The sequence below is a fragment of the Streptomyces sp. NPDC107559 genome (assembly GCF_055657365.1).
Genome location: NZ_JBVKBD010000018.1, coordinates 146,000 through 156,956, shown reverse-complemented (window position 1 = coordinate 156,956; position 10,957 = coordinate 146,000). Strand labels below are relative to the sequence as shown.

Sequence of the window (10,957 nt, the reverse complement as noted above, 5' to 3'; positions counted from 1 at the left end):
CGGGCCCGGCGCCCGTCGCCGAGCCGCCGTCCGACGCCGAGGCCCTCTCGGGCGCGCTCGACAGTCTGCGCCTCGTGCTGGACAACCTGGCCGACGTCGTCGGCCGCCGCTGAACAACGGTCCGCCCCCGCCTGTTCCACGGGGCCTCGGGATTCATCATCCGGGGCGGACACCATGCGTTCCACCACCACGGTGCGCAGCAGCCCACGTATCCCAGGGGGGATCATGAACGACAACACCGCCAGCCGGAAGCCCATCTACAAGCGCAAGGGCTTCTGGGTCGGCGTCGCCGTCCTCGCGGTCATCGGGACCGTCGCCAACAACAGCAAGGACACGGTCAGCCCCGACACCGAGGCCAAGCCCGCCGTGACGGTCACCGCGACCCCGTCGGCCGCCGACGCCTTCGACCAGCTGCAGAAGGACAACAAGCAGGGCCAGGACGACCTGCAGAAGGAGATCGACGAGGCCTCGGAGGCGGCCGAGGCCGCCAGCAGCGACGTGCCGGACGTGGTCGGCATGACCAACGCGGAGGCGATCCCCGCCCTGCACGCGGCGGGCTTCATGGCCAACGAGGAGGACGCCTCGGGCCAGGACCGCTGGGCCATCGACAACTCCAACTGGAAGGTGTGCCGCCAGGTGCCCGGCCCCGGCAACCACCCGGCCACCCTGCGCGTCGCGATCTACTCCGTGAAGCTCGACGAGTCCTGCTGACCCTGTAACACCCCCGACGGCCGCGCCCACCACAATGGGCGCGGCCGCTGTTTCCCGCCTAGGAGAACCATGAGCACCCAGACCCTGCCCGACCGCGTCACCCGCGTCCTGGGCGCCGCCGACGTCCCGGCCGCGAACATCGTCGAGGACGAGAGCTTGGACGCCGGATTCCGCGTCGCCGCCGCCGGGTTCTACATCGCCGCGAGCGGCCGGAAGTACGTCAACGTCGCCATCTTCGGCTGCAGCGATCTCGCCGACGCGCCCCGGCAGGCCGAGCGGGACGGCATCATGCAGACCGCACGCGCCGCCCTCGCCACCGACGGCCTCACTGTCCGGGTCAACGAGTACGGCCACATGACTGTCCTGGAGGCCTGACCATGTCCCTGCCCGAGAACCTGAAGAAGGGCGACCCGCTCGTCCTCGACTCGGACGATTCCAGGAGGGAGCCCCGGCGCGTCACCGTCTCCCGGGTCGGCCGCGCCTGGGTGTACGTCTGCTACGAGGGCCACACGAGCGAGGCCAGCGAACCGTTCAGCCGCACCACCGGCGTCTCCAAGGAGAACCACGGCTATGCCCGGCGCCTGATCACGCCGGAGCAGCACGCGGAAGCGACGGAGCGCGAGCAGCTGCTGGCCGACCTGAAGGAGGCCGGGGTCGACATCGACCACCGGCATCGCGACACGATCCCTCTGGCCAAGCTGCGCGGCCTGCTGGCCGTCATGAAGGAGGACGACCGTGCCTAAGCTCGACGGCTCCGGCTGGCGCTACGACGCGAGCTACGAGAAGGTCCCTGGCTTCCTGGAGGGAACCGCCTACCAGCCTCACGACCGGGACTACCACTTCGACCACGAGGGCATCCAGCACCAGGGCGACCTCGGCCAGTGTGAGTCGTGCGCGAGCAGCCGGAAGCTGACGTGACGCCGTGACTGACCATCCGGTCTGCGGCTCCACGAGGTGCACCCGGCGGCCGCACAAGCACGGAGACCACGAGAACGAGGCTGGCGACAGCTGGCCGAGCTACGAAGGGGAGTACGACGAGATGCTGAAGCTGACGACCGGCGACCTGCGCGAGCTGCTGGCGAGCCAGGCCATGGAGCCGGTGCTGTACGTGGCCCGGGACGAGGACACCGGCGAGCTGGTCCGGCTGGAGGTGGCCCCCCAGGCCCATGTGGACGATGGCGACATCATCGTCCGTCAGCACGAGCTGGTCGACGCGCTGGGCGGCCCGAACCACCCGGACGGCGTGACCCAGAACGCCCTGGAGCACGCCCTGGAGCCCTACCAGGCCGAGATCGACGCCATGGAGGAGAACAGCGAGGTCGGCGACGGCCCGGACGGCGTGTACGACGGCGAGATCCGCTGACAATCCTGCCTGCAGGTGGCCCGCCCCTTCACCGGGGCGGGCCTTCGTGTTTCCCGAACTCGTAGACACGCAACACGTGATGCCCTAGAGTGAAGCCACGCCTAGAGATGAGGAGCACCGCATCGTGAGCATCGACTTGACCGCCTTCGCCGAGCTGGCCGCCGCCGAGCCGGAGTGGCGGCACCGCGAGGGTCGCGAGCAGATCGCCCCGGACCGCTGGGGCAAGGACCACTGGAGCCTTCTCGGCTACGTCGAGGGCGTCGAGGTCGACCACAAGGGGCGCATCGACTGGCGCCGCCTGACCCTGTCGGCCCGGAACTGGCCGATGCTGTGGACCGCGCGAGACAACGGTTACGCCCTGGGCCGCTTCACCTCCGATTTCGGCAGCGAGGACGCGGCCGACAAGTATGGCCTGCGCCTGCGGCGCGTCAACGACGAGCCGGTCACGCTGTACGGGCACTGCGAGGCCGACGCCCTGATGGACATGGTCGACGCCGGACTCGTCACCATCACCATGCCGGGGGTGAGCGAGGACGGCGCGTACTTCCTGAAGCCGAACGGCCGCCCGCTCGACGGCGAGGACGACCCCCGGCCGGGCCTGATGACCGGCCTCACCGAGTGGCGCCTGATGCCGTGGGCCCGCTTCCGGCTCACCGAGAAGGGGCGCGCCGTCGCCAACGAGCTCCGCGCCCACAAGGCCAAGGACGGCGCCACCTGGTCGAACTTCGAGCCGACCACGCTGGATGGACGCTGATGTTCATCGTCCCCATCCCCGAAGGCTGGGAAGCGGCCGAGCACGGCTGGAAGCCCGCCACGACGAAGATCGAAGGATCGGGAGAGTACTGGCTGCGGTACGCGGTGCCGCTGCGGTTCCCGGCGTCGCTGGCCATCTTCCGCAGCCCGGCGACCGGTCAGCTGGTGGCCTGGTATGGGCCGCTGGCCACGCAGGACGCCGACAAGCTCCCTCAGCGCGTGCTGTTCGCCGAGATCGGCATCACCCCGGCCGACTGGAGCCCGGAAGACCGGCGGCCGGAGAGCCAGCGGTCGGAAGCGGCCGAGTTCGAGGAGCTGCTGGAGGGCAGCAGCCTGGGTGCGCCGCAGGCGAAGGCGCTCCGGGAGTCCACCCCCATCCCTCCCGAGGTGAAGAAGCGTCTGGAGCAGGCGCGGAACGGCAAGTAAAAAACGGATTTCCATTAATCCATCGACGGCCGCGCCCTGACCGCCATTGGGCGCGGCCGTCGTTCACCCCCTGATCCGCAGCAGGAGGTATCCCATGTCCCAGATGACCGCCAGTGTCGAGCCGCTCGTCCGGCTCGGCGGCACGATCCGCCTGACCGCCCGGCGCAGCGACGGCTGCAAGATCGAGCTGGAGCTGACCCGGGGCGCTACGCGGGGGCACGTCACCCGCGCCGTGACTGGCGAGGACGGCCGCCTGGTGTCCGTCGAGGCGCGCTCGTGGCCGCTGAGCGGCGTGGAGCCGCCGCTGGCCGCCAAGGTCGCCGACGCAATCCAGATCGCCGAGAACCGGCTCACCGAGGACGTCTCGCGCTAGCCTCGAACTGCCCCGCCAGGCACTCACTGTTCCGACTCACCGCCAGGAGTCCTCATGGCCAAGAAGATCTCTACCCGCAGACTGACCACCCCCGAGCGCCAGGCCATCCTGCACGCAGAGGGCGTCCACGGCCGGGTCAACGCCTCCAGCTTCTCCGTCCGCCAGGACATGCGGGAGAAGGGGTACGCCGAGTTCACGAACCGGGGCCTGTACCTGACCGATTTCGGCTGGCAGCTGCGCGCCAAGCTGAAGGAGGAGCACAAGCCCTTCTGCGTCGCGGACGTGCCGTGGTCGAAGGTCGAGGAGATCACCGACCTGTACCTGCTGGCCGGGGTGGACATCGACGAGATCTCCCGGCGCACCCGGATAACCGGTGACGATGTCCGCGCCGTGCTCGCCTTCCGTCAGGTCCTGGTCCTGCCCGACGCAGCCTGATCCACCCTTCCTCCACTGCATGGCGTCGAGTGATGCGATACGGTGGAACGCTTGTCATACGTCACCCCCTGGAGCCCGCCATGCGTTTGTCCGATCTGAAGCCGCGAGAGTTGTACGCCACGAAGGCACAGCGCCGGGAGGCCGCTCGCCGGTCCACCGGCCCTGCGTTCCTGCTGGACACGCGACTGTGGGACCTGACGCCGGTCTCCGGGGGGCAGACGATCATGCCCGCGCCGCCGGACACCCGGTCGGCGATGCTGAACCGCGACACCGGCGCCCGCCGAGGCCTGCTCGTCGTCCAGGCGACCCCTCTTGCCGCCGCCACCAAGGGGTTCGACGAGCAGGCGGTGGCCGAGGATCTGGCCTCCCTCGGCCCGGAGAAGACCATCGAGAAGTTCTCCCGCCTCGTCCGGCGCGACGCCATCGAGCGGACCCTGGACGAGCTGCGCGAGGAACTGCCCTCGAATCTCATGGTCAACGTGGTGCTGCTGGACTCCCTCATCCATCACTGGGAGTCCGCAGCGCAGTACCGGTGCCCCGAGGTCACCTGTACGGAGAAGGTCGGTCTCGACTCGGCCAGCCGGGTGCGGCCCCACGACAACAAGCGCGGTAAGCGGTGCGCGGCCAGCATGGCGTACATGCCCGTCGAGGCCCAGAAGATCAGCCGCATCACCCCGTAGACACGCGACACGTGATGCCATAGAGTGGGGTCACCGCCAAGGGAACGAAGGGGAACACCTTGACCACCGACCGCACCACCACCGACTACGACGGCATGAGCGACGAGGAGCTGTGGGACAGCCCTCTCGGCCACCGCCTGCGCCGCTACGCCGACAAGCTGCTCGCCGCCGAGTACGACCGCATCTTGCTGGTGGCCAAGCGCAAGTGGCAGCAGGACAACGCCAGTGGCGTCAACATCGCCAGGGACACCCTGTCGGCCGACGGCACCCTGGAGGAGCGCAACGACGGCGGAGACGGCGACCCGTGGGCCTACTGGAGGAGCCCCGAGATCCTGGGCCTGCAGGAAGTCATCAAGGGCACTGACGGCACCCCGGCCGCCGCCCAGGCGGCCGCCAAGGCCTACATCGCCAGCCTTCAGGGCGAGGAGCGCCCGGCGGTCGATGAGTCCCAGGGCGACGGCGAGGAGCCGGAGGCCACGCCCCTGGACGTCGCGGGAGCCTTGAGCTACCTCCTCACCGGCCACGCGTTCTCCGACAAGGGCCCGTTCGCCATCCACGACGCCGACGGCTTCCACGACGAGCCGTACGTGATGCTGTCCCTCGACTCCCTGCGCAAGATCCTGGACGAGATCCCCCGGAGCCGGTGGTGACGATCGTGGGCACCGCATCGCCCGCTCCCACCGTCACCATCCAGGTCCTCGGCCTTCCCGTCACCCTGCGCGAAGTCAGTCGGCGTTGTCTCCAGGGGGGTAGCCGTGCTGACCTGGTGCTGTACCACGTCTTCCTCGCGGACACCCACATCGGAGAACTCGACTCCGACTGGGTGCTCAGAGAGGACGGCTCCCGGTCCACCGAGAAGGAGTTCCTCGGCGCCTACCCCGGGAGTCGGGACTTCGGTCCGAGCGGCCGCCGCATCGACGTCCTCGAAGACCTCGTGCGCCATCATCTGATGCAACAGCGCGACGACCTGCGCGCCGAGCGCGCCCGGCTGGAAGCCGACAAAGAGGCTGCGCTGCAGGCACTGTTCGAGATCCAGCGACGGATTACCGACGCGGACGCCTGCCTCGACTCCATCACCACCACGCTGAAGGAGAGCTGACCCATGAAGAAGTCCGACCTCGACGCCTGGAAGAACGGCGAGCGGCTGGGCAGGTTCGGGCGATGAGCAAGTACACCGACGACCTGGCCGAGGGGCTCAAGCTCGACAACGTGATCGACATCGCCCGGCGCTACAAGTGCCCCGTGATCTCCTTCCACACCGCGCACATGCACGCCATGGGCCGAAGGGACCACCGGACCGAGGTCTACATCTGCCCTGAGGACAAGCCGGGGTACAGGGTCAAGACCCTGCGTGCTACGCCGAGGGGGCACCTGAAGGACAGCCGTGACGACAACCTGGAGCTGGCGCAGAGCTGGGTCGCTGACCACTTCGGCATCGCCAAGGAGGACTGGGTGCCCACCGGCCTGCCCAACTCCTGGATGCCCGGGGAGGCGAAGGAGCGCATGACGGCCGATCTGAAGGCTTGGCGTACGGAGCAGCAGGCCAAGAAGGAGAGCGACCAGTGAAGATCCCCGTCGCCTTCCTGATCACCTACGCCAACGGCCACACCGTGGTCCAGTCCGGAGAGGACGTCCTGGAGCAGACCTCGTCCAACGTCTCGCACGGCTTCGCAACCCGTCGGGACCTGGACTGGGGCGCCTTCGAGCTGACGTCCACCGAGGACGGCCGCACCCGCCGGTACGAGCCGGTCACCGAGGAGGCGCCGAGCCACCGGCGCTTCCGCGAGACGGTCACCGACGACGGTCTCGACTTCAAGGACCTCGGCATCGTGCCCGCCAGCTCGGCCGCCCGGCACTGCGCCCGGGTCGTCAACCGGGACATGGGCAGCCTGTGGTACCTCACCAGCGGCGCCATGGTCGTCCTCTTCAGCAGGTTCAACGTCCTGCGCTACGAGCCGGTGGCCTGACATGTCGGAGCAGTACGCCGCGATGCTGGCCTCGGAGCACAAGCAGGGCCTGCACTACGACACCCCGCACAAGATGTGCAGGGAGTGCCACCCGGCCGAGGCCGAGCTGCTCGGCCAGCTGGAGACGCCTCCGATGAACATCCGTATCGACGTGGACGCCGCAGCGATCAACATGCGCTGGACGAACGAAGCGCCCGACGGGGAGTTCGTCTTCCGCACCCTGAAGGAGGCCAAGGCCCGCGCACTGAGTTCCGCCATCTCGGAGCGGGACGCCTGGGCCGACTGCGTTCGGCACATCCGCAGCTTCACCCTGGACGAGATCGCCGAGTCCTGGGACTGACCGGCCGGGCAGCCCGCCAACTGCCCTGCCTCGTCACTTACTTACAACTCCATCAGCCCCCCTCGACCCGCCACGAGGAGAACATCGTCATGAGCATCACCATGTCTCGGCCCGCCCTTGCGGTCGCGCTGGGAACTCTCACCACCTCCTTCCTGCTCGGCACGGCCAACCCGGCCGAGGCCGCCACGCTCAAGCAGCGGGCCCTGAACATCGCCGCCGCCCAGAAGGGCAAGCCGTACCAGTGGGGTGCGGCGGGCCCGAACCGCTTCGACTGCTCGGGGCTCATCTCGTACTCGTACCTGAAGGCCGGGAAGAAGATCCCGCGCACCGCGCAGGCCCAGTACAACGCCAGCCGCCACATCAGCCGCAGCGCCCTCCAGAAGGGCGACCTGATCTTCATCAGCGACGGGCACGTCTACCACGTCGGGATGTACGCCGGGTACTGGTCCGGCAGGACCTGGATGTGGAACGCCAACCGGGGCAAGTACCGGGGGTACAAGGTCGTGCTGGCCCCCCTCGACGAGTACGTGAACCGCAGCTCCCACGCGCTCTTCGGCCAGGTGAAGTGATGCTGGCGACCGCTAGCGCCTACCTGCGCCTGAACCCCATCACCCGCCGCGCCGAGGTCATCCACGGCTCCCAGGTCGACTTCATCCTCACCGAGGTCTTCGAGGACGGCGCCGTCCAGCAGCAGGCTGGCGGCGGCTTCATCACCATCGAGCAGCCCGGGGACTTCGAGGACTCCGAGATCAAGGAGCCGGTCGCCACCCAGTACGTGCCGCTCGCCGAGAACCAGGACATGCGCAAGCTCGCCGACTCGTACCTGCACTGGGCCGCGCCCGACGGCGGCAAGCCGGTCCCGCAGACGGAGCCCATGAGCGGCAAGAGTCTGGTGTTCCTCGCCCATCGTGCGCCGGGGAAGTTCTACGTCACTCGTCGCGGTGAGGTCGTGCACCTGCAGCGGGGGCGAATCGTCGAGCAGTTCAAGCCGCTGTCGGCCGCCGATATGGCCCAGGCCGCGTAGAGTGTCCCCCGGAGCCCCGCCCCTAGCATCAGGGGGCGGGGCTTCCGTCATGTCCGGCTCTGGCCTGCAAAAGTCACTGAGTGTCAGTTTCTTGCATATGCCTGGACCGGCGGGTACGCGCGTGTAGAGTGATGAGCGCAGGCCCGCCAGCCCGCAAGATCAACTTTCTTCAATCTCCACCCGCCAGGAGATCATCCATGCCTTCATCTGAGTGCGCTGTGCCCTCGAAGCCGCGCGTGTCCGTCGAGCCCCGCAAGGAACTGGTCGACGACTACACCTTCACTCCGGACCTCGCGCGCGAGTGGCTGGGGCTGACTCAGGATGAGATGAGGACCCTGGTGCGGAGGTCCCGGCGGAACCGGGATCGTGGCCTTGTCGGCCCCCTGGAGCTGGTCAACGGTGGACAGAGCTTCACCCTGCGCTCCGTGTTCGACTACCGCCGCTACCTGACGGCAGCCATCACTCTCTGAACCTCCAGAAAGAGGGCAACCCGCCATGCCCGCACAGCCGCAAGACCTGTTCGCCGTACGTGATGACCTGAACCTCCCGGAGAGGGCGACCCACCGTCTCGTGGCCATCGCCGCGATCGACGACATCTCCGCCCGGGACCGGCCGCAGTGGCAGTGGACTCACCGACAGCTGGCTCATCTGATGGGCGTCTCCCAGCCGTTCGTGTCGCTGGTCGACGGCTACCTCGACTACCGGCGCAACCAGCGCAAGATCGGGACCGAGAAGGGCATCCGGCCTCACGGTTCCCGTCACGCGCAGCTGTTCCTGTACGGGAAGGAAGACCACCCGCTGGACATCCTGAATCTGGGTACCAGCGGCGACAAGGTCGAGCAGATGGCGAAGCTCCTGAAAGAGGCCACTGCACGCAAGGTCCGCGTCGAGCCCGATGCCGTCCTGGACGTCGAGCGGACGCTGGGCCGGATGTGCGGCGAGCCCTGGCAGACGATCGTCGACACCGCCCGGCGCCAGAAGGCCGCCCGCGACAACATCACTCCCCTTCACACCACCACCACCACCGCCATGGGGGTCAAGGCAGCATGACTGACACCGCCACTTCCACCAGCCGCATCCTCTCCGAGGGGATGACGGTCACCCTCTCCTACTCGCCGCCGGGCACCTCCCTTACCTACAGGAAGCACTTCCGGGGGCTGACCGACGCCGACCTCGTCGTCGTCACCGCCGCTCTCGCCGCGCGCCGGGTCTCCGATCCGGAGCTCCACGAGGCCGACATGGCTCATCTGCGGCAGTCGCGCGAGCGGCAGCTGCAGTGGTACTCCGACCATCTGGCGGAGGGCCTTTCGGAGGGCATGGGCCGCTGGTTCAGGTGGGCGCCCCGTCGGGTCCGCCAACGCGCGCTCGCTCTCGTCATGGACTGCGTGCGGGACTTCACGGCCACTCTGGTCAGCGAGCTGATCGCCCTGCACGCCGAGATCAACCGTACGGACGCGCGGCTGCGTGCCCAGCGCCTGCGCCCCGCTCCGCCCGCCGAGCCCCAGGTCCCCTGCCGCTGCTGCGAGGCGACGTTCGAGCGGGCCGACTTCCTGCCCGAGGGGTGGACGGCGGACGACGACGGGTGGCCGCGCTGCCCGAAGCACCGGGTCGCCGCGATGGTGAAGGAGTCGGCGAAGTGAGGTACACGGCTGGTGCGATCGTCGGCGGGGCGACCGCCGGGATCGCCGATTACGCGGGCATGGGCATGGGAGTTGCCTGTCTGCTCGGTGTCCTGGCGGCCGTCGCGGTGTGGTGCCGCGTGGCGGACGCACTGTGGGACCTGGTCTGGCTCATCTTCGCCTGGGCGCTCGGCGGGGGTGACGACTGATGCGCAGGTTCGTCGGCGCCGCCGCCGGTATATCCACCGGCGTCGCCGCCTGGATCGTCAAGGACGCCAGTGCTGGCGTCTTCGTCGGGACGCTCGTCTCGATCACCGTCTGGTTCTGGGCCTGGGGCAACATGCCGGGAGCGCGTCGTGGCTAAGGCTGTCAACAAGGTGTGCTCGCGCTGCGGTGTCGTCCACTTCGAGGTGGAGACCGAGCGGGAGGGCGATCTGGTGTTCTTCCAGGTCGTGGTGACGAAGTGGCCCTGTACGGAGCCGGTCACCCGCGAGCGCCCCCGGCTGGCCGACGTGGTAGCCACGGAGCTCGTCGGCAGCGCGGCCGCGTAGAGCCTGTCCCGCTGCCGGTCGGCGGCCCCATGGGGTGGAGAAAGGGGCCACCACATGCTCGCCGACTGGCAGATCGAAGAACGTATCGAAGCGGGAGATCTTGACATCTCTCCGTTCGACCCGGAGCGGGTCCAGCCCGCTTCGGTGGACTTGCTGCTCGATCAGTACGTACGCACTCTCGCTGGGCCGAAGTGGGCCGAGATCGACGTCGCGGACATCAGGCCTCGGCACACCACGCTCGGTGAGATCGGCGAGGACGGCTGGCTGCTGGATCCCGGGGGCTTCCTCCTCGCCTGCACCGTCGAGCGCGTGACTCTGCCGCCGGACCTGGCGGCCAGGGTCGAAGGCAAGAGCTCTCTGGGCCGGTTGGGGCTGACCGTTCATGTGACGGCGGGCTTCATCGACCCGGGGTTCAGTGGGCAGATCACGCTGGAGATCGCCAACCTGTCCGGCAGGCCGATTCGGCTCCGGCGGCTGATGCCGATCGCCCAGCTCTGTCTGATCCCCATGTCGGCCGTTCCCTCGCGGCCGTACGGGCACGCAGGCAACCACTACCAGAACCAGTTCGGTCCTACCGAATCGCGCTACGAAATGCGTTGATCTTTGCGTTTCGTTACGGGTTTTCTCTGGTCTGGCAGTGGTTGTCAGTGGCCGCCACCACAATGCAACTCACCGCCACCGTAAGGAGAACACCATGGCGAAGCGGAGGCCCTTT

The 10,957-nt window shown here is 68.4% G+C and carries 24 protein-coding genes; all 24 read left to right on the top strand.

The features are described 5' to 3' along the window. Positions 1-225 precede the first annotated feature (225 nt). The 24 genes from ACZ7OY_RS36375 to dcd all read left to right on the top strand — a co-directional run bounded on the left by ACZ7OY_RS36375 (position 226) and on the right by dcd (position 10,842). Positions 226-711: a PASTA domain-containing protein gene (locus tag ACZ7OY_RS36375; RefSeq protein WP_472249846.1), complete on the top strand. Its 486-nt coding sequence runs from the start codon at positions 226-228 to the stop codon at positions 709-711. A 69-nt stretch (positions 712-780) separates the two neighbouring features. Further along, a complete protein-coding gene (locus tag ACZ7OY_RS36370) occupies positions 781-1,086 on the top strand; it encodes a hypothetical protein (protein ID WP_472249845.1) in 306 nt (101 codons plus the stop codon). A gap of 2 nt (positions 1,087-1,088) precedes the next feature. After that, entirely contained in the window at positions 1,089-1,454 is a 366-nt protein-coding gene (locus tag ACZ7OY_RS36365; RefSeq protein ID WP_472249844.1) for a beta barrel domain-containing protein, read from the top strand. Further along, positions 1,447-1,629, top strand: coding sequence for a hypothetical protein (locus ACZ7OY_RS36360; RefSeq protein WP_472249843.1), 183 nt, complete (start codon positions 1,447-1,449; stop codon positions 1,627-1,629). Before ACZ7OY_RS36365 ends, ACZ7OY_RS36360 begins: the two co-directional genes overlap by 8 nt. A gap of 4 nt (positions 1,630-1,633) precedes the next feature. After that, positions 1,634-2,074 (top strand): hypothetical protein, encoded by a 441-nt coding sequence (locus ACZ7OY_RS36355; RefSeq protein WP_472249842.1) that lies wholly within the window; start codon positions 1,634-1,636, stop codon positions 2,072-2,074. A 124-nt stretch (positions 2,075-2,198) separates the two neighbouring features. Next, complete coding sequence (locus ACZ7OY_RS36350; RefSeq protein WP_472249841.1) at positions 2,199-2,828, top strand: hypothetical protein; 630 nt, start codon at positions 2,199-2,201, stop codon at positions 2,826-2,828. Next, positions 2,828-3,253, top strand: a complete 426-nt coding sequence (locus ACZ7OY_RS36345; RefSeq protein WP_472249840.1) for a hypothetical protein — start codon at positions 2,828-2,830, stop codon at positions 3,251-3,253. Before ACZ7OY_RS36350 ends, ACZ7OY_RS36345 begins: the two co-directional genes overlap by 1 nt. Positions 3,254-3,347: 94 nt before the next feature. Then, entirely contained in the window at positions 3,348-3,626 is a 279-nt protein-coding gene (locus ACZ7OY_RS36340; protein WP_472249839.1) for a hypothetical protein, read from the top strand. A gap of 54 nt (positions 3,627-3,680) precedes the next feature. After that, positions 3,681-4,061 carry a hypothetical protein gene (locus tag ACZ7OY_RS36335; protein WP_472249838.1) on the top strand — a complete coding sequence of 127 codons (381 nt, stop codon included), beginning with the start codon at positions 3,681-3,683 and terminating at the stop codon, positions 4,059-4,061. Between the two features lie 80 nt (positions 4,062-4,141). Beyond that, the gene (locus tag ACZ7OY_RS36330; protein ID WP_472249837.1) at positions 4,142-4,741 is read left to right on the top strand and encodes a hypothetical protein; all 600 of its coding nucleotides are present in this window, start codon (positions 4,142-4,144) and stop codon (positions 4,739-4,741) included. A gap of 59 nt (positions 4,742-4,800) precedes the next feature. Beyond that, a complete protein-coding gene (locus ACZ7OY_RS36325) occupies positions 4,801-5,391 on the top strand; it encodes a hypothetical protein (RefSeq protein ID WP_472249836.1) in 591 nt (196 codons plus the stop codon). Between the two features lie 5 nt (positions 5,392-5,396). After that, entirely contained in the window at positions 5,397-5,840 is a 444-nt protein-coding gene (locus tag ACZ7OY_RS36320) for a hypothetical protein (RefSeq protein WP_472249835.1), read from the top strand. A 62-nt stretch (positions 5,841-5,902) separates the two neighbouring features. Next, entirely contained in the window at positions 5,903-6,307 is a 405-nt protein-coding gene (locus ACZ7OY_RS36315; protein WP_472249834.1) for a hypothetical protein, read from the top strand. Beyond that, entirely contained in the window at positions 6,304-6,708 is a 405-nt protein-coding gene (locus ACZ7OY_RS36310; RefSeq protein WP_472249833.1) for a hypothetical protein, read from the top strand. Before ACZ7OY_RS36315 ends, ACZ7OY_RS36310 begins: the two co-directional genes overlap by 4 nt. A 1-nt stretch (position 6,709) precedes the next feature. Continuing rightward, positions 6,710-7,048, top strand: a complete 339-nt coding sequence (locus ACZ7OY_RS36305; protein WP_472249832.1) for a hypothetical protein — start codon at positions 6,710-6,712, stop codon at positions 7,046-7,048. A gap of 89 nt (positions 7,049-7,137) precedes the next feature. Further along, on the top strand, positions 7,138-7,617 hold the full coding sequence (locus ACZ7OY_RS36300) for a C40 family peptidase (protein ID WP_472249831.1): 480 nt from the start codon (positions 7,138-7,140) through the stop codon (positions 7,615-7,617). After that, entirely contained in the window at positions 7,617-8,072 is a 456-nt protein-coding gene (locus tag ACZ7OY_RS36295; protein ID WP_472249830.1) for a hypothetical protein, read from the top strand. Before ACZ7OY_RS36300 ends, ACZ7OY_RS36295 begins: the two co-directional genes overlap by 1 nt. A gap of 197 nt (positions 8,073-8,269) precedes the next feature. Then, complete coding sequence (locus tag ACZ7OY_RS36290; protein ID WP_472249829.1) at positions 8,270-8,542, top strand: hypothetical protein; 273 nt, start codon at positions 8,270-8,272, stop codon at positions 8,540-8,542. Between the two features lie 25 nt (positions 8,543-8,567). Then, a complete protein-coding gene (locus tag ACZ7OY_RS36285) occupies positions 8,568-9,122 on the top strand; it encodes a hypothetical protein (RefSeq protein ID WP_472249828.1) in 555 nt (184 codons plus the stop codon). Beyond that, the gene (locus tag ACZ7OY_RS36280) at positions 9,119-9,712 is read left to right on the top strand and encodes a hypothetical protein (RefSeq protein WP_472249827.1); all 594 of its coding nucleotides are present in this window, start codon (positions 9,119-9,121) and stop codon (positions 9,710-9,712) included. Before ACZ7OY_RS36285 ends, ACZ7OY_RS36280 begins: the two co-directional genes overlap by 4 nt. Then, positions 9,709-9,900, top strand: a complete 192-nt coding sequence (locus ACZ7OY_RS36275; RefSeq protein ID WP_472249826.1) for a hypothetical protein — start codon at positions 9,709-9,711, stop codon at positions 9,898-9,900. The genes ACZ7OY_RS36280 and ACZ7OY_RS36275 overlap by 4 nt, the downstream gene beginning before the upstream one ends. Then, a complete protein-coding gene (locus ACZ7OY_RS36270) occupies positions 9,900-10,055 on the top strand; it encodes a hypothetical protein (RefSeq protein ID WP_472249825.1) in 156 nt (51 codons plus the stop codon). The genes ACZ7OY_RS36275 and ACZ7OY_RS36270 overlap by 1 nt, the downstream gene beginning before the upstream one ends. Next, positions 10,048-10,242: a hypothetical protein gene (locus ACZ7OY_RS36265; protein ID WP_472249824.1), complete on the top strand. Its 195-nt coding sequence runs from the start codon at positions 10,048-10,050 to the stop codon at positions 10,240-10,242. The genes ACZ7OY_RS36270 and ACZ7OY_RS36265 overlap by 8 nt, the downstream gene beginning before the upstream one ends. Before the next feature lie 54 nt (positions 10,243-10,296). After that, on the top strand, positions 10,297-10,842 hold the full coding sequence (gene dcd / locus ACZ7OY_RS36260) for a dCTP deaminase (protein ID WP_472249823.1): 546 nt from the start codon (positions 10,297-10,299) through the stop codon (positions 10,840-10,842). The last annotated feature ends 115 nt before the right edge of the window (positions 10,843-10,957 follow it).